Here is an 18867-nt window from a genome sequence, read left to right as displayed (position 1 = left end):
GTAAAGTGCGGTATACGAAACGTAAAGATAAGTAAATCAAATCCAAGCCCTATACAATCCGCCTTACAATCTAAGTATTAAACATAGCCGTAGAGTGAGAACCTGATGCCACATATTTTATTAGTAGATGACGATACCGAGCTAACGGCTTTACTAGAAGACATTCTCACCTACGAAGGCTTTACTGTTTCTCAAGCTCATAACGGTGTTGAGGGGCTTGAAGCCGTCAATGAAGATATCGATCTAATTCTGCTTGATATCATGATGCCCAAAATGAGCGGTATGGAAATGCTAAAGCAACTTCGAGAGAAGTGGCAAACCCCGGTTTTATTCCTTACCGCTAAAGGAGAAGAGGTAGATAGAGTTATTGGCCTCGAGCTTGGTGCTGATGACTTTCTGCCAAAGCCATTTAGCGATAGAGAGTTGTTGGCTCGAATCCGCGCTATATTACGTCGCACACAAAATACGCCAGCAACCTCGCCGTCAAACAACACCTTTGATGACATTTCTTTAAACCCTGGGGCACAAGAGGCGTATTGTGAAGAGGTTCTTCTTGATCTTACTAGCACAGAGTACGCCCTACTGGAGCTTTTTCTGCGTAATCCTGGGCAAGTACTGACCAAAGAAAACATCAGTCTTGAAGTTCTAGGTAAGCGCTTAGCGGCATTCGATAGAGCCGTAGACATGCATGTATCCAATCTGAGGAAAAAGCTTCCTGAGCGCAAAGATGGAAAACCTCGCATAAAAACCCTGCGAGGCAAGGGTTACCTCTTTGTTGAGACTGCACTATGAGACTACCCAAGTTTAATAGTCTCTATGGACGTATCTTCGCGATCTTTTGGCTCACCATTTTACTGGTGCTACTTGCCGTTATTGGCTTGCAGATGCTCGACCCGAGAAAGTCACACTCCATCAATAAAGACTCTCTAGACAAAATAAATCGTCTAGTTTCCGTAGTAGAGAGTGACCTCAGTGAAAGTACCAATCCAGTACGTACGCTAAGAAAATTGGAAGAGCGCCGATTTGGCAGTAAAGACTTTCGCCTCTACTTAGTGGACAACGAAGGAACACTGGTCAGTAGAGAGCATGGCCCGAGACGCCACGCACTTCAGACAATGGCGGCGCAATACATCAATGCTGCAGAGCCAAGTCAGCAGTTGTTTGGCCGTTTTATGGTAGCGGGTCCTTTTCCAATTAGCATAAGCGGTAATGACTTCGTTATTTATGCGGGATTTACTACTAACACTCCGCCACCACTTCTTTACCAATTCTTAGATGCCCCTTTAAAACTACTGCTGTTTATTATGGTCGTGAGCACCCCATTGCTATTGTTGTGCGCTTGGAATTTGAGCCTACCCGCTCGAAGATTAGAGCTCGCCGCTAAACGAGTCACACACGGGCAATTTGAGGTAGACCCTAGCCTTGAGCAAGGCACCAGCGAATTCAAACAGACCGGCGCCAGCTTTAACCAAATGGTACTGTCCATTAATCAAATGGTTTCGGGTCAGCAAAAGCTGCTATCTGATATCTCTCACGAGCTTCGCTCGCCACTGACTCGCTTAAGAATGGCCAATGCCCTTGCAACACGAAAGCAAGGTTCCTCCAAGGAACTAGAACGTATAGAAACAGAAGCAGAAAGATTGGAGCAGATGATAAAAGATCTGCTTGGGCTGTCACGCATGCAAATAGACAGCCATCACAATCGAACGCAATTGCAGGCTCAGTCGTTGTGGGAAGAAATGCTATTAGATGCTCAATTTGAAGCAGAGCAGAGCGAGATAAGCTTAAACTTCGAATCGATTCCCGAAGTAACTTTAGTAGGTAACGAAAAACTGCTTTCCAGTGCGTTTGAAAACATCGTGCGCAATGCCATTCGCTATGGTCAATCGAAAATAGAAGTACAGTTCTCAGTCACCGACCAACAATTAACATTCACTGTTGAAGATGATGGCCCTGGGGTACCAGAAGAGGAGCTCGAAAGCATATTCCGTCCTTTCTATCGCGTCTCAACCGCTCGAGATAGGGAAAGCGGTGGTACAGGCCTCGGACTTGCCATTACTGAAAGCGCCATCTTGCAACACAATGGTACGATCAAAGCGGAGCGAGGCACCTCACTGGGTGGACTGAAGATGACCGTTAATCTGCCTATTCAAGCCTAGTTAAATTGTGGGCAGTGCACCTAAAACGTGTTTAGGTATATACTGCCTGCATTATTTATCAATACATGACGACTTATGTTTGACATCGCTTTATACGAACCAGAAATCGCACCGAACACCGGCAACATCATCCGACTTTGCGCAAACTGCGGTGCCAACTTGCACCTTATTGAACCACTGGGTTTTGACTTAGAAGAAAAGAAAGTAAGACGTGCCGGCCTTGATTATCACGACCTCGCACGCGTTAAGCGTCATAAAAACTATCAAGCGTTTATTGATTTCTTAAATGAGCGCGATGGCGACTATCGAATATTTGCCTGCACAACTAAAACTACAGGTCACCATGTCGATGCTAGCTATCAGCAAGGGGATGTACTGTTGTTTGGTCCAGAAACTCGTGGTCTACCAGCAGAACTCATCGAATCAATGCCTATGGAGCAAAGAATTCGCATTCCAATGATGGCAGACAGTCGCTCTTTGAATTTGTCGAATGCAGTCGCCATTATTGCGTTTGAAGCATGGCGTCAGATGGAATTTGATGGCGCTGTATAATACAGCGCCGGATTAGCAAACTTAGTTAAGACGGTCTTTATCTTGATCGTCTTTTTTCTCAAACTCGCCTTCGAATACATTACCATCATCCTTCTGATGGCTATCAAACGGTCCGCGTTGCTCAAAGTGCGTATGGCTTTGAAAGCCTGAATGCATGCTATTCACTTGCACTCTTTTCATTAATTGCTGAGCGATAATAGCTCTTGGTTTTGGCAACAGCACCAACATACCCAAAGCATCGGTCATAAAGCCAGGAGTCAACAGAAGCACACCCGCCACAGCTAGCATCACGCCCTCAATAATTTGTTGAGCCGGCATTTCGCCTTGTTGCAGACGAGACTGCACAGAAAGTAACGTCGCAATACCTTGACTGCGTACCAGTGATGCACCAATCAGCGCCGTCAAGATGACAAGGAATATCGTAGTCCAAACACCGAGAAAACCACCTACTTGAATAAATAGACCAATCTCGACTATTGGCACCAAGATGAATAACAACAATAAAATAGGAAACACGTATCCTCCTCGAATTCAGATGCTCAGTTTACGCGCAAAAAGGGGGTAAGCTCAATTGATATATAGTTTTAGGTGCATAATAGCAATCGTAGTAAATAACTGTTCACCCTAGTTTGTTAAAACACTCGATAATGGCGTTTTTCCTGCGCTATTTCCGACCGCTGACTTACTGTGATTGGTAGAAGCCTGCGTATAGTTTCATGGTGAAATAAATTTAATGATGCAGGTAATAAAAAACTTCTCTATTTTTACGCTACAAAAGTGATCAAATTATGATTTTTTTTTGTGGATTACAGTATTATTGGACCAGATAAAATCTAGTCTGATTTTAGAACCATAATAATCTGCTGAATGGACTCATTAAACAGAATTGGTCATTGAACTAATTGGCTCTCAACGCACGCCTTTTAGATAAAAAACCAAGATGAATAAAGGTCCATGCTATGACAACAACTACTACACTGTCAGCAACTCGTATAGAAGAAGATCTCCTTGGCCAACGCCATGTTCCTGCCGACGCTTATTACGGCATTCATACCCTACGCGCAATCGAAAACTTTAATATCTCAAATATGACCATCTCTGATGTACCCGAATTCGTTCGCGGTATGGTCATGACCAAAAAAGCCGCTGCGATTGCCAACAAAGAACTCAGTGTTATTCAACCCGATGTTGCCCAACACATTATCGATGCCTGTGATGTCATTCTAGAGACAGGCCGCTGTATGGACCAGTTCCCTTCTGATGTATTCCAAGGTGGCGCAGGTACTTCAGTCAACATGAATACTAATGAAGTGATTGCCAACCTAGCCCTTGAATTGATGGGCAAGGAGAAGGGCCAGTACGACTTCATCAACCCAAATGATGATGTGAATAAGAGCCAATCCACTAACTGTGCCTACCCTACTGGCTTCCGTATCGCGGTATACAACAGCGTAAGCAAACTGATCGACTCTATTGAGTATCTTAAAGGTGCCTTTGACCTCAAGAGCGAAGAGTTCAACACGATATTAAAAATGGGCCGTACACAGCTACAAGATGCCGTACCTATGACGGTTGGCCAAGAATTCCGTGCATGGTCAGTGACGCTTGCTGAAGAAATCCGCAACCTACAATACACAGCCAAGCTACTGCTAGAGGTGAACCTAGGTGCAACCGCAATCGGTACAGGCCTTAATGCGGCAGAAGGCTACCAAGAGCTAGCAGTAAAAGCACTTGCTGATGTAACAGGCTTAGAGTGCGTTCCTGCAGAAGATCTTATCGAAGCAACGTCAGACTGTGGCGCTTACGTAATGATGCATGGTGCACTAAAACGTCTTGCAGTTAAGCTTTCTAAGATCTGTAACGACTTGCGCTTATTGTCGTCTGGTCCTCGTGCGGGTCTAAATGAAATCAACCTACCAGAGCTTCAAGCAGGTTCTTCAATCATGCCAGCTAAGGTAAACCCTGTCGTTCCTGAGGTTGTGAACCAAGTGTGCTTTAAAGTACTAGGTAACGACAACACGATCTCTTTTGCGGCTGAGGGCGGTCAATTACAGCTTAACGTAATGGAGCCGGTTATTGCTCAAAGCATGTTTGAGTCTCTAGATATCTTAACCAACGCTTGCGTTAACCTTCGCGATAAATGCATCGATGGCATCACAGTGAACAAAGAAGTGTGTGAAAGCCACGTATTCAACTCCATTGGTATTGTGACGTATCTAAACCCTTATATCGGCCACCATGAAGGTGACATCGTTGGTAAGATCTGCGCAGAAACAGGCAAGAATGTGCGTGAGGTAGTGCTTGAAAGAGGACTGCTCACCGAGGCGGAACTAGAAGATATATTCTCTGTTGAGAATCTAATGAAGCCACAATATAGAGCGAAGCGCTTCGGCTAGATTTTGCTCTACTAGGAAGGGGAAACTCAGCGAGGTCTGGTCTACCCTTCCTAAACACTCGATCTCAAGGCCCCCACTTTGAGGTTGTTTACAATTACCCCCAACAAAATCCAATTAAAGGAAAACAACAAATGATAATGGTAGAACTGTTAGTTGTTCTAGTGTTCATATATTTAGGCGCCAGAATTGGCGGTATTGGCATAGGTTTAGCCGGTGGCTTGGGTGTCATCGCATTGTCTCTTGGTCTTGGTATTCCAACGAGCCAAGACTTTATCCCTATCGACGTAATTCTAATTATTATGTCGGTGATTACCGCAATCGCAGCAATGCAGGTAGCCGGTGGTATGGATTGGTTGGTGCAGATTGCGGAAGATTTCTTGCGTAAGCACCCTGAACGAATCACCTTTTATGCGCCTATCGTTACCTTTGTAATGACGCTAATGGCAGGTACAGGGCACACGGCATTCTCTACGCTTCCGGTTATTGCAGAAGTAGCCAAAGGCCAAGGCATTCGTCCTTCTCGACCACTTTCTATTGCCGTAGTTGCCTCTCAGATTGCTATCACAGCCTCTCCAATTTCTGCAGCTGTTGTTGCCTTTGCAGCTATGTTAGAGCCTCAAGGTGTGGATTACTTGACCCTACTTGCTATCTGTATTCCGACGACGTTCATCGCTTGTATGGTCGGTGCGTTCGTTGCTAACTTTATTGGCTGCCCATTGAAAGATGACCCTGTTTATCAGGAACGTCTAGAGCAAGGCCTGATCAAGCTGAACACTGGTGAAAAGCGTGAGATCCTGCCGACAGCAAAACGCGCAACTTACATCTTCTTAGGTGCGATCGTATTTGTAGTCTTGTACGCAGCGGCTATTTCAGGCTCTGTGGGTCTAATTGAAAACCCAACGCTAGGTCGTAACGAAGCGATCATGACCGTTATGCTAGGTGCGGCGGCGGTGATTGTACTCACCACTAAGATTGATGCGGCCATGATCCCTGCAGCTGCAACTTTCCGCTCTGGTATGACTGCATGTGTGTGTGTACTTGGTGTGGCTTGGTTAGGCTCTACTTTTGTTAACGCGCACGTTAACGACATTAAAGAGTTTGCAGGTTCACTTCTTGCTGACTACCCATGGATGCTAGCGCTAGTGTTATTCTTTGCTTCTATGTTGCTTTACTCGCAAGGCGCAACGACCGTTGCTCTTATGCCTGCCGCTTTAGCTATTGGTGTTGCACCGTTAACCGCAGTGGCATCTTTTGCCGCGGTTAGTGCTCTGTTTGTACTACCAACCTACCCGACACTGTTGGCGGCGGTTGAGATGGATGACACGGGCTCAACTCGCATTGGTAAGTATGTGTTTAACCACCCATTCTTCTTGCCAGGCGTTGCCACCATTACCACTGCAGTAACCCTAGGCTTTGTATTTGGTAGCTTCTTTATCTAAATACAACCTCTCACTTATCTTGGGGCGCTATTTGCGCCCCTTTTTTATGAGCACTAATAACCCCTCAGATCCACCAACACCGTGTAGGCGAACGAAACTTATTCCGCTACTATCAGGTCTACTAGTTATCTGTTCATAAAATGCCGGACACTATGCGCACTGTCTTACTCTCATTTTTGTTGCTTTGTTTTTCTCAGGCTTCTGTTGCCTCATTCAACAGTGAATCAAGCTCACCTGTTCAAAATGGCTTTGAGCAACCCAGTTTTGGTCAGCCTAGCTTTTTACGTGTTGAGCAAGCATTCCCGTTTGATTTCGTTCAACAAGGAAAACAAGTACGCCTCACGTGGCAAGTCACGGAAGGCTACTACCTCTATCAATCTCGATTTGATGTCAGCGCAGACAATGCCACCTTAGGTGAGTTCTCTCTCAAAGAGGGAACACCTTACAACGATGAATTTTTTGGCAAGGTCAATATCTATACCGAACCTGTCACTATTACCGTGCCAATCATAGAGCAAGGCAGTAATGCCCAGCTCATCGTTCAATATCAAGGGTGTGCCAAAGCAGGGTTCTGTTACCCACCAGAAACTAAGGTGATTGACCTAGAGCCTATTCCAGGCACTGAGAACGTACAATTAGTCGATGCCAACAGCACCTCCAATTTACCGTCAGAATCATCGCTACCCAAAAGCGAAAGTGATATGGCAGCGTTGCTAGGCGATTCGATATGGACACCTTTGATTTTTTTACTGCTCGGTATAGGGCTAGCTTTCACCCCATGTGTGTTACCCATGTACCCTATTTTGACCAGCATCGTTTTGGGTAATGGCAAGCTGTCTGCTGCTCGCGCACTGGCACTCTCCTTCGTTTACGTTCAGGGAATGGCGCTCACCTACACCCTACTTGGCTTAGTAGTTGCGTCTGCTGGTTTGCAGTTTCAGGCTGCCCTGCAACATCCAGCCGTGCTAATCACCATTAGTGTGCTGTTCGTGCTGCTGTCTCTCTCTATGTTTGGTTTATATAACCTGCAACTGCCAAGTAGCGTTCAAACCAAACTCAATGAAATGAGTAACCAGCAAAAAGGTGGGCATTGGTTTGGTGCTTTTGCTATGGGTGCAATATCTGGATTGGTATGCTCGCCTTGTACCACAGCCCCGTTATCGGGTGCACTGTTGTACGTAGCGCAAACGGGAGACTTATTCACCGGAGCGATAACCTTGTATGCATTAGCTCTCGGGATGGGAATCCCCTTAATCCTGCTTGCAGTATTTGGCAATCGTTTCTTGCCAAAAGCTGGATTGTGGATGGACAAGGTTAAGACCTTATTTGGCTTTGTCTTACTAGCCGCGCCGCTATTTTTCCTTGAGCGAATCCTAAGTGCTGAGTGGATTTCTGCATTGTGGTCGATTCTTGGCGTTTCTTTCTTTGCTTGGCTTTATCACGCCAAGAATCAAGTGCCGTTTGGCAGTTGGAAGCAGAGTCTGATTGGTATCATTGCGATTTTAGGGTTAATCGGCTCCGCTCAACCAGTATGGAACAAATTACTGGGATTAGAGAGCAGCATCGAAGCGCCACAATCTGAGATTGAATTTATCCAAGTGGCTACGGTTCAAGATCTTCAGCAAGAATTGGAGAAAGCTAAACAGGCGGGTAAACCGGTAATGCTAGATTTTTATGCCGACTGGTGCGTAGCCTGTAAAGAGTTTGAGAAATACACCTTTCATGAAGCTAACGTAGAGCAAAAGCTCAAAGGCTTTGTATTGCTACAAGCAGATGTTACCAAGAATCAGCCTAGAGATATTCAAATGTTGGAGCACATGCGAGTGCTCGGATTACCCACCATAGAGTTTTGGAACGCGGAAGGGGAACACCTTCCATCGGCAAGGCTGACTGGTTTTGTGAAGGCTGATCCCTTCTTAAATCACCTACAACGCTTTAATCTATAAACTAAAATAGACGCCCATCAAACCAATTGATGGGCGTTTTATCCATCTAAGCGCATAAATATCGATACAACTCAGAGTTTTAGTGACCAAATCTTGTTCATTAAATTAAAACCATCAATAATCACTTAAACCACTAATGAATACTGGGTAAAAGTGATATGGACGCCACTTACACTATTGTTATCGCGGATGACCATCCTCTGTTTCGAAACGCTCTGTTTCAGTCCGTACATATGGCGATTAGTGGAGCCAACCTTTTAGAGGCCGAATCACTCGATACCCTGCTTGAATTACTTCGCAAACAAGAAGACGTAGACTTAGTTCTCTTAGACTTAAAAATGCCTGGAGCAAACGGCATGTCTGGACTGATGCAGCTACGTAGTGAATTTCCTGATATCGCGGTGGTCGTGATTTCTGCAAGCGAAGAACCCTCTGTTGTCAGCCAAGTAAAGAGTCACGGCGCATTTGGTTTCATACCTAAATCCAGTGATATGCGAAGCCTTATCAATGCGCTCAATCAAGTGCTCAGTGGTGATCAGTTCTTTCCTGCAGACCTCGCTAAGCAAGCAGAGCAATATAGTGATATCTCAGACAAACTCGCCTCCCTTACGCCACAACAGTACAAAGTATTGGCCATGCTAGCGGATGGTCTTCTAAACAAGCAGATTGCCTATGAGCTTGATGTCTCTGTAGCCACCATTAAGGCACACATGACTGCAATCTTTCGCAAGCTTGGCGTCACCAATCGCACTCAAGCGGTTATCTTGCTTCAACAATCTGAAGTTGAATCATGATGCTAAGACAACCTCTTGATTGGTAAATAAAAGCAACATCTCCCCTCATTCGTATTAGACCTTTGGCTAATACCACGCAAAATCAACTTCACACTTTTCCCTGCAATATTTTTAAACATCTGATTTTAAAGTACTTAATTAAAATTATCGTCAAGACCAAAGTTCAAATGAGTTATTACAACCCCACTGCTATCGTATGCTTGAAACATTTTATTAACAAACGAACGTAAGGAGACGGCAATGGCGTTTGAAAATGAAGAACGAGCCAAAGCCTATTGGAGCAAGAATGTTCGACTCATGATCAGTCTGTTGATTGTTTGGTTTGTCGTGTCATTCGGCTGCGGTATTTTATTTGTGGATCAACTCAACCAAATCCAAATCGGTGGCTATAAGTTAGGCTTCTGGTTTGCACAGCAGGGTGCCATCTACTGTTTCTTAGGCATTATTTTCTACTATGCGTGGAAGATGCGTCAGATTGACCGCGAATTTAACGTAGAAGAATAGGGAGCGACAAAGATGGATCTTAAGACAATTACATACCTTGTTGTAGGGGCGACCTTCGCACTCTATATCGGTATAGCGATATGGGCTCGAGCTGGCACCACCAAAGAGTTCTACGTTGCCGGTGGCGGGGTAAACCCAATTGCAAACGGTATGGCAACAGCAGCTGACTGGATGTCTGCAGCATCATTTATCTCAATGGCGGGTCTTATCGCCTTTATGGGGTACGGTGGTTCAGTATTCCTAATGGGCTGGACGGGTGGTTATGTACTTCTCGCATTACTACTTGCTCCTTACCTACGTAAATTTGGTAAGTTCACGGTTCCTGAGTTCGTAGGGGAACGCTTTTACTCCAAAACAGCACGCGTTGTAGCCGTAGCCTGTTTGATCATCGCATCGGTAACTTACGTTATCGGTCAGATGAAAGGGGTGGGTGTTGCATTTGGTCGCTTCCTTGAGGTGGACTACGCAACCGGGCTTGGCGTAGGTATGTGTATTGTATTCATCTATGCGGTTATGGGTGGTATGAAAGGCATCACTTACACCCAGATTGCTCAATACTGCGTACTCATTCTTGCTTACACTATTCCAGCGGTATTTATCTCTCTACAACTAACGGGTCACGCTCTTCCTCAAATAGGACTGGGTAGTACCATGACGGGGTCGGATGTCTATCTACTCGACCGGCTTGACCAGGTGGTGACCGAACTCGGCTTTACTGAATACACGACACATGTGCGGGGCGATACCCTCAATATGTTTGTGTACACCATGTCACTGATGATCGGTACTGCGGGTCTACCACACGTAATTATCCGTTTCTTCACTGTACCTAAGGTACGTGATGCTCGAACCTCAGCGGGTTGGGCACTGGTGTTTATCGCGATTCTATATACTACAGCACCAGCTGTAGCAGCTATGGCTCGCCTAAACCTAATGGAAACCGTAAACCTTCCATCTGGTCAGAATCTTGTTTATGACGAGCGTCCTGATTGGTTTAGAAACTGGGAGAAAACAGGTCTTCTAGGCTTTGAGGATAAGAATGCTGATGGTGCGATTCAATACACTTCTAGCGCAGAAACTAATGAGCTAAAAGTAGACAGAGATATCATGGTATTGGCAAACCCTGAGATTGCTAAGCTACCTAACTGGGTTATTGCTCTAGTAGCAGCAGGTGGTCTTGCAGCGGCACTTTCTACTGCAGCAGGTCTACTACTGGCTATCTCCTCCTCCATCTCGCACGATCTGATAAAAGGGGTAATAAACCCCAACATTTCAGAGAAGAAAGAACTGCTCGCCAGTCGGATATCCATGGCGGTGGCAATTGGGGTCGCGGGGTATCTGGGACTCAACCCACCGGGCTTTGCCGCCGGTACAGTAGCACTGGCATTTGGTCTGGCCGCCTCTTCCATCTTCCCGGCCTTGATGATGGGGATATTTAGTAAGAGCATTAACAAAGAAGGTGCGATTGCAGGTATGGTCGCAGGTATCGGTATTACTCTGTTCTATGTATTCCAGCACAAAGGCATCTTGTTTGTTGCGGATTGGAAATACTTAGAAAGCTGGGGTAGCAACTGGTTCCTAGGCATTGAGCCTAACGCATTTGGTGCGATTGGTGCAGCCTTCAACTTCATCGTGGCATTCGCTGTATCGAAAGTAACAGCCGAAACTCCACAAGAAGTGAAAGACCTTGTTGAGCACGTTCGAGTTCCAGCAGGAGCAGGTTCAGCTCAAGACCACTAATACAATCTATCCAATCTAGTCCACAAAAGCCCCTTCGGGGGCTTTTTTAATAAAGTAAGTCGAGTATTGTAAAGAGAAGAGTTTAAAACTCTCTCTAGAATTTTACATTGTCGCTAGGATGCAAAAATGTTCAAAAACAAACACTTTATCGTTGCTTTACTGGTTGCCCCTATATTAGCTGTAATCACTTATTTTGGTGTCGATATGGCCGTGAGTGAAAAACCTCATGCAGCCAAACAAGGCGAAAGCTACAAACTAATCAGTAAATCAAATTGTCGCTATACCAGTGGTTTGTGTGATTTTGAAAATGGTGAATTCAAGGTGCAATTTCGTTCAGAGAAACTCACTGCAGACACCCTAGATTTAACCCTAAGATCCAAATTCCCACTACAGGGTATCAAAGTCGCATTGGCTGAAAATGGCGATAGCCAACCTGTAGAGATGACACCGACTAACCAAGATATGCGTAACTGGGCTATCTCATTGCCCGCTAACAATATTGAAGCAAAGAATCTTCGTGTTGCTATTCAGGCTGAAGATACTCTCTACTATGGAGAGACTGAGACCACCTTTGTGGTTTACGAGACATTATTTACCGAAGATAAGTGACGTTCAAATTTATTGAGAAGGGTTCGAAGCTTTAATGGCTTAACCGGTTTAGGCAGAAACTCAAACCCTTCGCTCTTAACTTCTTCAACAATGTCTGGCGCTCTATCCGCACTGATAATGACACCATTGAATTCTGCTCCCATTACTTGTTTGAAGCGCTGCAAGACCTGCAAACCTGTTCTACCATTTTCCAAACGATAGTCGGAAAGAATCACATCAGGCTGCCAATGGTTATCCAACTGCAACAGGCTCTGCTCTAGATCCGTTGCCAATCTCACCTCGCAACCCCAACGCTGTAGCAAATGCTCCATTCCTTCCAAAATAGAAACCTCGTCATCAACGCATAGCACTCGCAAATTGCTGAGCGGAGTCGCCGTTGCAATAGGGGCTACTGGAGGAACCTCCTCAATCACCACCTTCTGTGCCATTGGCACAGTGATCGAAAAGACGCTTCCCCTGCTAGGCCAAGAACGCAGGGATATTGTGTGTCCCAAAAGCTGTGCGATCCCTTTTGAAATCGCGAGCCCCAAGCCTAATCCTTTATCTGAACGAATTTGGTTGGTGCGAGTAAACTCCTCAAATATCAATTGCTGCTTATCTTCTTCAACGCCAATTCCGTTGTCCCAAACCTGAATAGAAAGAGAGTTCCCCTCTCTTCGCGCTCCCAGTACCACCTTTCCTTGAGGGCTGTAGCGAAAAGCATTGGTTAAGAAGTTTTGGATTACCCTACGCAATAGCTTTGGATCTGATTCAACAAACAATGAAGTGGGTATCGTTCTAAAGTTAATACCTTGCTCCTCAGCAATCACACCAAATTCAGCATCAAGATTAAACAACACCTTACTCAACGCAAAGGACTGCACCTTTGCCTCTAGCTTGCCCGACTCAAGACGAGATATATCAAGCAAATCACTGATGAGTACTTCGGCGGCTTCCATCGCACTTTCTATATGACGTGCCACTTGCTGTGTTTCACTATCCTTCGCCACCTCTGATAATGATGAAGTAAACAATCGGGCCGCATTTAACGGCTGCATTAGGTCATGGCTCACCGCGGCAAGAAAGCGAGATTTAGATTGTGATTCTTGTTCTGATCGCTGGGTTGCGATCGTCAACTGGCGATTCAGTTGCTCTAACTCATGAGTTCGTTCTTGTACCCTTTCTTCTAGGGTGAAATTAGCATCCTTCAATGCCTGCTCTGCCTGACGGTAAACGGTAATATCACTAAAGCTCATTGCAAACCCACCACTAGGCATGGGGTTACCTTGCACTTCGATAACTCGCCCATCGGCACGCTGGCGAGAAGATGTGTGGCTAGTGCCTCTTTCTAAGTGCTCTATTCGGCGCTGAACATGAATCTCTGGATCTCCAGGCCCACACAGCCCCTTCTCTGCGTTATGACGGATAACATCAGCAATAGGCCTACCGACCTGAATTAAACCAGGAGGAAACTCAAATAATTCTAAATAACGCTGATTCCATGCCACCAGCCTCAGCTGTTTATCAACAACCGCTATCCCTTGCTCAATATGCTCAATGGCTCCTTGCAACAAGCTACGACTAAAGTCATACAGCTCTGAAGCCTCATCCACAATGGTGGCCACTTCTTCAAGCTGCATGTTTTTGCCCTGCAAAGCAGAAGTAAGCACTAACTTAGCTGAGGATGCACCAAATACACCAGCCAGCACCCGTTCGGTATGCCGTATCAAGGTTGAAGGGGCATACTGATTTGGCATCAGTACCTCTTCTTGCTGACTCCAAAACTGATTAAAGGCACTCCGAACCCTGTGCCTGCCGACAAATTTAGAAGCTACCAACTCAAGCTCTGCAACGGTGACCCGGCTTTGATAGAGGCTAATATTGTCCGATTCAGGTAATGGTGAGCCAACGAAAGCCGCGGATTGTAAGCGCTCACTAATGTTGGGACGCGTTAGTAACGACACGACGACATAACACACACTGTTGGCACTGATACTGAGTAGCATGCCCCAGTCAGAATTTTTGATATCTAGGCTTGCCAATAGCTCTGGAGGTGAAATCATCCAGATAAGAACGTTGCTGCCAGCATCTCCCGCAAGAATGCCGGTTTGGCTCATCAGAGTGACAAGCCACAGAACAAAACCTACCACCAAGCCAACGTACACCCCATTGCGGTTTCCGTGTCGCCAATACATTCCTCCAAGCAACGCAGGCGCGAACTGGGTAACAGCAGCAAAAGAAAGAAAGCCAATCGCAGACAAACTGCCGATACTATCCAACACTTGATAAAAGAACCACGCACCCACTATCAGCATGACAATTAGGATTCGACGGATCACTAATAAGCGTCCAGAGAAATGTCTAAAGTTGTGTTGAGACAACTTCATTCTGCGTAGAAGCAGCGGCATGACGAGGTCATTAGACACCATGATAGCTAAAGCAATAGTGGAAACTATCACCATGCCACTTGCTGCCGAAACACCACCAATAAAAGCAAACAAAGCAACGCTGTCTGCCCCTAATGCCAGTGGTAGACTAATGACGTAACTGTCTGCTGGACTGCCAGGTAATAAACTAGAGCCGACCCAAGCAATTGGCAGTACAAATAGCCCCATCAACATCAAATAGGCAGGAAAGACTCGCCTTGCGGTATGCAAATCATGAGCACGCTCATTCTCAACTACAGTGGTATGGAATTGCCTAGGAAGACAGAAGATAGCCATCATGGTCAGCAGAGTATGAATCAATAAGGTAGGGATGTTAGGTGATTCGTAGGTTTGCTTTGCCGCTTGCCAAAGCTCTATATCCGTTCGCTGTAGCACCACAAACATGACAAATAAGCCGACGAACAAAAAGGCCACTAGCTTAACGATGGATTCGAAAGCGATGGCCATCATCATTCCACGGTGATGCTCTGTATTATCGATATGACGGGTACCAAATAACACAGTAAAAGTAGCAAGGGCAGCCACCATCAACCAAGAAACCAGATACTTTTGATTGCCCCCCTCTCCTAGTACTTCTGGGGCTGCCAGCTCTAGCCCCATCATAATGCCCCGCATCTGCAATGCGATATAAGGCAAAATGCCGACGACAGAGATTAAAGTGACGAATACCGCCAAGCCTTGAGATTTGCCATAGCGAGCCGCGATAAAGTCAGCAATCGAGTTAATGTGCTCGCGTTTTGCCACTAAGATCATGCGCGCCAATACGCGCCAGAAAAAGACAAATACGATAATAGGGGCGAGATAAACGGGCAGGAATGCCCAAGGATTATTTGCAGCTTGGCCTACGGTGCCAAAAAAAGTCCAAGAGGTACAGTAAACCGCAATAGAAAGGCTATAAACCCAGGGGCGCCATGAGGCTAACCACTGAGGACGTTTATCCCCGTACCATGCTACTAAAAAAAGCAGTACTAAATAGAGCAGCGATGCGGGAACGACAACCCATCCTTGCATAAACAATCCTTAACCAGTCTTAGTTTTGAATGCACCTAATCCCTTGTTCTATTATCAAGAACGCATAGAATTAGATGCTATAAGACTAGTCAAAGATCGCTTTATAGCTCAATCAGTTAGCTTGTTTTTGTGGCTCAATCCCCACTTCTTCAACATTCCCTTTCTGAGGGTCCAATTTAACAAACATAGCGAGCACACCCATTCCTGCCATCACCCAGAAGACATTTGCCCCCCAAAGCTCATAACCCCAACCACTGAGTGCGGTCATCGTCGCCATAACAATACCAAGTGGTATAGCATTATAGAGAGCTTGCAGTGCCACCATCTTATGTTGCTCTGCATCTTGAATGTAGCGAATTGCAGCAATATGAGCTAGCGCAAAGGTAACACCATGTAGCAACTGAATAAGTACCAATGCGAATAACATGGTGGTTGATGCAGTTAGACCCCAACGTACGATGACGCCAATAGAAGCAACCAAGAACAGAGAGCGCAGCGTCCACTTACCAAACCAACGATTGCTGAAAGCAAAAATACATACTTCCGCCACAACACCTAGGCTCCATAAGTAGCCAATGATATCGGCACTGTAACCTGCTTCTTTCCAGTAGATGGTACTAAAACCATAGTAAGCCGCGTGACTTCCTTGGATCAGCGCAATCAAACCAATGAACTTAATCACTGACCATTCACGAAGCAAACTACTGAGTTTAGGTCTGACTGATTGTACATTGCCTTGAGTAACCGGCATTGGGTTTGGATTGCGCATTGATGCCACGATAGAGAATGCAATACCGGCCAAAGCCGTATACACAATGAAATCAATACCAAAGTGAGCAACTAGGAATCCGACTACTGTTGAGCCTGCAATAAAGGCTATCGAACCCCATAAACGAGTTCGACCATAGTCGAGCATCTTCAAGCGAGCGTAGTGATTGGCCATTGCATCTGAAATAGGAACAATCGGCCCGCAACAAGCATTAAAGAGGATGGTTGCCACAGCCATCAACCAGAAACTTCCACCGATAAAAAAGTGAAATGCAATGAACGCGAGCGAGGCCAAGCTAAGTACCCGAAGAGCTGGCATTAAGTGCTCAATTTTATGAATGCGAGGCGTAATAATAAGGTTTGCGGCGCATCGGGTAGCAAAGGCTATACCAAGCAACAGGCCAATATCTGAGGCAGAAACCCCTTGGTCTTTAAACCAAAGCGCCCAGAATGGGAGATAAACGCCATAGGCAAAAAAGAACCCCAGAAAATACTGAGATAGCCACGCGTATGGAGAGGGTTTCAACATTAAGCTGTCCTAGATTAAGCAATACTCGCGGCAATTATGAAGTGAACCTAATGGAATAAAAAGGGATAACTTCAATTTCACCTTTTCCTTATTAGACCAAAGTCGTCTGGAGCTTATTTGAGGATTTGTCACACTAGTAGGGTTAGGGTTTGTCGCCAAAGGATTACGTCTTCATGCCTGAAAAATTTAATACACAACACCCTCCCTTTGACCGCCTCACACCGCAAGAGGTAGAGCGGTTAAAGACGTCATTAGATATCGCCTACTTTCGCGCTGGTGATGTTATGCTCGATGCTGGACAGTCGACAACACACTTATTCGTGTTGATAAAAGGCTCGGTCGAAGAAAAGTATCAACAAGAAGTCTTTGCTCACTATGGTCACGACGACTTATTTGATGTGCGCTCATTGTTTGAAGGAAAGGTGCGCCATCAATACGTCGCACTTGAGGATGTACTGTGTTACCTGCTGCCAAGTGAGATTTTTCTCTCTTTATTCAATAGCAATCAATCCTTTGCCGAATACTTCGATAGCAGTCTATCCAAACGTCAACAACTGATCAAAGACGCTAAAAAGCAGCAAAATTTGGCTGAGTTCATACTCACCAAGGTCGACGACTCTATCTATCATCCTCCGCTAGTGTTGGCTCCTGATACCTCAATTAAAGAAGCTACCGCTCTTTTGAATAATGATGATATCGATGCCGCCTTAGTCAAACTCTCTGAGAGCGACCCGCGTTTAGAGCTGCATCCTTACCAATCACCGTATGCCATTGTTACCCGCACTAATCTCTTACATTCTGTTGTGCTTGAAGACAAAAGCATGCAAACACCAGTGTCTGAGATATCCACGTTTCCTGTATTTGAGGTGCATGAGGGCGACTTTGTATTTAATGCCATGCTCACCATGACTAGAAATAAGATGAAACGAGTAATGGTGGTCAATGAAAAGCAAGCTGTAGGCATGCTGGATCTGACCCAGATTTTAAGTGCCTTTTCCTCCCACTCTCACGTCCTCAGCTTGAGTATTGCCCGCGCTAAAAACATTGATGAACTGGCGCAAGCCTCTCAAAGGCAGCATGATTTTGTTAAAAGCCTACTGGTCAACGGCATCCGTACGCGATTTATCATGGAGCTAATTTCTGTACTCAATGAACAGATCATAGAGAAAGCTTTCCAGTTAGTCGTTCCCGAAGACGCTCAGCAGCATTGTTGCCTGCTTGTTCTTGGCTCAGAAGGGCGTGGAGAACAGGTTCTAAAAACAGACCAAGACAATGCTCTGATCCTTGAAGATGGGTTTGACTGGCCTGAATGTAGCGCAACAATGGATAAGTTCACCGAGACTCTGCTGGAGCTTGGTTACCCTCTCTGTCCTGGGAAGGTGATGGTCAACAATCCACTCTGGGTCTCTAGCCAAAGCGAATGGAAGAAAAAAGTGGCTAAATGGATTGAGGTCAGTAATGCCGATTCGGTGATGCAACTGGCCATCTTTTCAGACGCTTTGCCCGTTGCAGGTAATAAACTCTTAGTAGAGCCCGTTCTCAATTCACTGCACGATGCGCTAACGGGGCGTATGCTTACGCTTTCAGATTTTGTTAGACCAGCTCTACAATTCTCCGTGCCTTTAACCTTGTTTGGCAATGTTAAAGCTCGTAAAGAAGGGCTAGATATCAAGCAAGGGGGAATATTCTCCATTGTCCATGGTATTCGCGCGCTCGCATTGGAGCACGACCTTCGCCAACGGAACACCTTTGAAAGAATCGAAGCTCTACATGAACTAGGCTGCCTAGAAGATGATACTGCCGATAACCTCAGCGAATCTTTAAAACTATTCTTCAAGCTGCGTCTAGCACAGCAACTGGCTCATCAAGACTCTTCCAACAACTTAGATCTCAACTCACTCGATAGAACCGAGCGTGACTTACTCAGACACAGTCTGCATGTGGTGAAGAAGTTTAAGCAGTTCCTTAGCTATCACTACCAGATCAGGGACTGA

14 protein-coding genes are annotated in these 18867 nt (G+C 45.6%); 11 read left to right on the top strand and 3 right to left on the bottom strand.

Going from position 1 to position 18867, the window contains the following annotated elements; translation table 11 throughout:
- The first annotated feature begins 105 nt into the window (after nucleotides 1-105).
- The 3 genes from OCU46_RS00880 to trmL all read left to right on the top strand — a co-directional run bounded on the left by OCU46_RS00880 (nucleotide 106) and on the right by trmL (nucleotide 2711).
- Nucleotides 106-792: a response regulator gene (locus OCU46_RS00880; RefSeq protein ID WP_141272745.1), complete on the top strand. Its 687-nt coding sequence runs from the start codon at nucleotides 106-108 to the stop codon at nucleotides 790-792.
- The gene (gene cpxA / locus OCU46_RS00875; protein WP_141272743.1) at nucleotides 789-2159 is read left to right on the top strand and encodes an envelope stress sensor histidine kinase CpxA; all 1371 of its coding nucleotides are present in this window, start codon (nucleotides 789-791) and stop codon (nucleotides 2157-2159) included. Before OCU46_RS00880 ends, cpxA begins: the two co-directional genes overlap by 4 nt.
- Before the next feature lie 75 nt (nucleotides 2160-2234).
- Entirely contained in the window at nucleotides 2235-2711 is a 477-nt protein-coding gene (gene trmL / locus OCU46_RS00870) for a tRNA (uridine(34)/cytosine(34)/5-carboxymethylaminomethyluridine(34)-2'-O)-methyltransferase TrmL (RefSeq protein WP_141272741.1), read from the top strand.
- A gap of 21 nt (nucleotides 2712-2732) precedes the next feature.
- On the opposite strand, the gene OCU46_RS00865 is transcribed toward trmL, so the two are convergent.
- Entirely contained in the window at nucleotides 2733-3227 is a 495-nt protein-coding gene (locus OCU46_RS00865) for an FxsA family protein (protein WP_017027317.1), read from the bottom strand.
- A gap of 443 nt (nucleotides 3228-3670) precedes the next feature.
- Between OCU46_RS00865 and aspA the strand changes: the two genes are divergently transcribed.
- The 7 genes from aspA (at nucleotide 3671) to OCU46_RS00830 (ending at nucleotide 12139) form a co-directional block, all read left to right on the top strand.
- Complete coding sequence (aspA, locus tag OCU46_RS00860) at nucleotides 3671-5107, top strand: aspartate ammonia-lyase (RefSeq protein ID WP_141272739.1); 1437 nt, start codon at nucleotides 3671-3673, stop codon at nucleotides 5105-5107.
- 131 nt (nucleotides 5108-5238) lie between these two features.
- Entirely contained in the window at nucleotides 5239-6546 is a 1308-nt protein-coding gene (locus tag OCU46_RS00855; RefSeq protein WP_141272737.1) for an anaerobic C4-dicarboxylate transporter, read from the top strand.
- A 152-nt stretch (nucleotides 6547-6698) separates the two neighbouring features.
- Nucleotides 6699-8492 carry a protein-disulfide reductase DsbD gene (locus OCU46_RS00850; protein WP_141272735.1) on the top strand — a complete coding sequence of 598 codons (1794 nt, stop codon included), beginning with the start codon at nucleotides 6699-6701 and terminating at the stop codon, nucleotides 8490-8492.
- 158 nt (nucleotides 8493-8650) lie between these two features.
- On the top strand, nucleotides 8651-9286 hold the full coding sequence (locus OCU46_RS00845; RefSeq protein ID WP_017027313.1) for a response regulator transcription factor: 636 nt from the start codon (nucleotides 8651-8653) through the stop codon (nucleotides 9284-9286).
- Between the two features lie 240 nt (nucleotides 9287-9526).
- Nucleotides 9527-9790: a DUF4212 domain-containing protein gene (locus OCU46_RS00840; protein ID WP_141272733.1), complete on the top strand. Its 264-nt coding sequence runs from the start codon at nucleotides 9527-9529 to the stop codon at nucleotides 9788-9790.
- A gap of 12 nt (nucleotides 9791-9802) precedes the next feature.
- Entirely contained in the window at nucleotides 9803-11530 is a 1728-nt protein-coding gene (locus OCU46_RS00835) for a sodium:solute symporter family protein (RefSeq protein WP_141272731.1), read from the top strand.
- Between the two features lie 126 nt (nucleotides 11531-11656).
- Nucleotides 11657-12139 (top strand): hypothetical protein, encoded by a 483-nt coding sequence (locus tag OCU46_RS00830; protein ID WP_141272729.1) that lies wholly within the window; start codon nucleotides 11657-11659, stop codon nucleotides 12137-12139.
- Here OCU46_RS00830 and OCU46_RS00825 read toward each other — a convergent pair.
- Entirely contained in the window at nucleotides 12109-15576 is a 3468-nt protein-coding gene (locus OCU46_RS00825; protein ID WP_141272727.1) for a hybrid sensor histidine kinase/response regulator, read from the bottom strand. The two genes, OCU46_RS00830 and OCU46_RS00825, sit on opposite strands and share 31 nt — an antisense overlap.
- A gap of 112 nt (nucleotides 15577-15688) precedes the next feature.
- The gene (locus OCU46_RS00820; protein WP_141272725.1) at nucleotides 15689-16873 is read right to left on the bottom strand and encodes a 3-phenylpropionate MFS transporter; all 1185 of its coding nucleotides are present in this window, start codon (nucleotides 16871-16873) and stop codon (nucleotides 15689-15691) included.
- A gap of 173 nt (nucleotides 16874-17046) precedes the next feature.
- On the opposite strand from OCU46_RS00820, the gene OCU46_RS00815 reads away from it, so the two are divergent.
- Nucleotides 17047-18867, top strand: a complete 1821-nt coding sequence (locus OCU46_RS00815; protein ID WP_141272723.1) for a DUF294 nucleotidyltransferase-like domain-containing protein — start codon at nucleotides 17047-17049, stop codon at nucleotides 18865-18867.

The organism is Vibrio comitans (assembly GCA_024346835.1).
GTDB classification, from domain to species: Bacteria; Pseudomonadota; Gammaproteobacteria; order Enterobacterales; family Vibrionaceae; genus Vibrio; species Vibrio comitans.
This window is presented reverse-complemented; position numbering and strand designations above follow the sequence as displayed.

What these genes read in the sequence shown, in the direction of transcription:
- OCU46_RS00880 (WP_141272745.1), top strand. Translation starts at nt 106, where the DNA reads ATGCCACATATTTTATTAGTAGATGACGATACCGAGCTAACGGCTTTA.
- cpxA (WP_141272743.1), top strand. Translation starts at nt 789, where the DNA reads ATGAGACTACCCAAGTTTAATAGTCTCTATGGACGTATCTTCGCGATC.
- trmL (WP_141272741.1), top strand. Translation starts at nt 2,235, where the DNA reads ATGTTTGACATCGCTTTATACGAACCAGAAATCGCACCGAACACCGGC.
- aspA (WP_141272739.1), top strand. Translation starts at nt 3,671, where the DNA reads ATGACAACAACTACTACACTGTCAGCAACTCGTATAGAAGAAGATCTC.
- OCU46_RS00855 (WP_141272737.1), top strand. Translation starts at nt 5,239, where the DNA reads ATGATAATGGTAGAACTGTTAGTTGTTCTAGTGTTCATATATTTAGGC.
- OCU46_RS00850 (WP_141272735.1), top strand. Translation starts at nt 6,699, where the DNA reads ATGCGCACTGTCTTACTCTCATTTTTGTTGCTTTGTTTTTCTCAGGCT.
- OCU46_RS00845 (WP_017027313.1), top strand. Translation starts at nt 8,651, where the DNA reads ATGGACGCCACTTACACTATTGTTATCGCGGATGACCATCCTCTGTTT.
- OCU46_RS00840 (WP_141272733.1), top strand. Translation starts at nt 9,527, where the DNA reads ATGGCGTTTGAAAATGAAGAACGAGCCAAAGCCTATTGGAGCAAGAAT.
- OCU46_RS00835 (WP_141272731.1), top strand. Translation starts at nt 9,803, where the DNA reads ATGGATCTTAAGACAATTACATACCTTGTTGTAGGGGCGACCTTCGCA.
- OCU46_RS00830 (WP_141272729.1), top strand. Translation starts at nt 11,657, where the DNA reads ATGTTCAAAAACAAACACTTTATCGTTGCTTTACTGGTTGCCCCTATA.
- OCU46_RS00825 (WP_141272727.1), bottom strand. Translation starts at nt 15,576, where the DNA reads ATGCAAGGATGGGTTGTCGTTCCCGCATCGCTGCTCTATTTAGTACTG.
- OCU46_RS00820 (WP_141272725.1), bottom strand. Translation starts at nt 16,873, where the DNA reads ATGTTGAAACCCTCTCCATACGCGTGGCTATCTCAGTATTTTCTGGGG.
- OCU46_RS00815 (WP_141272723.1), top strand. Translation starts at nt 17,047, where the DNA reads ATGCCTGAAAAATTTAATACACAACACCCTCCCTTTGACCGCCTCACA.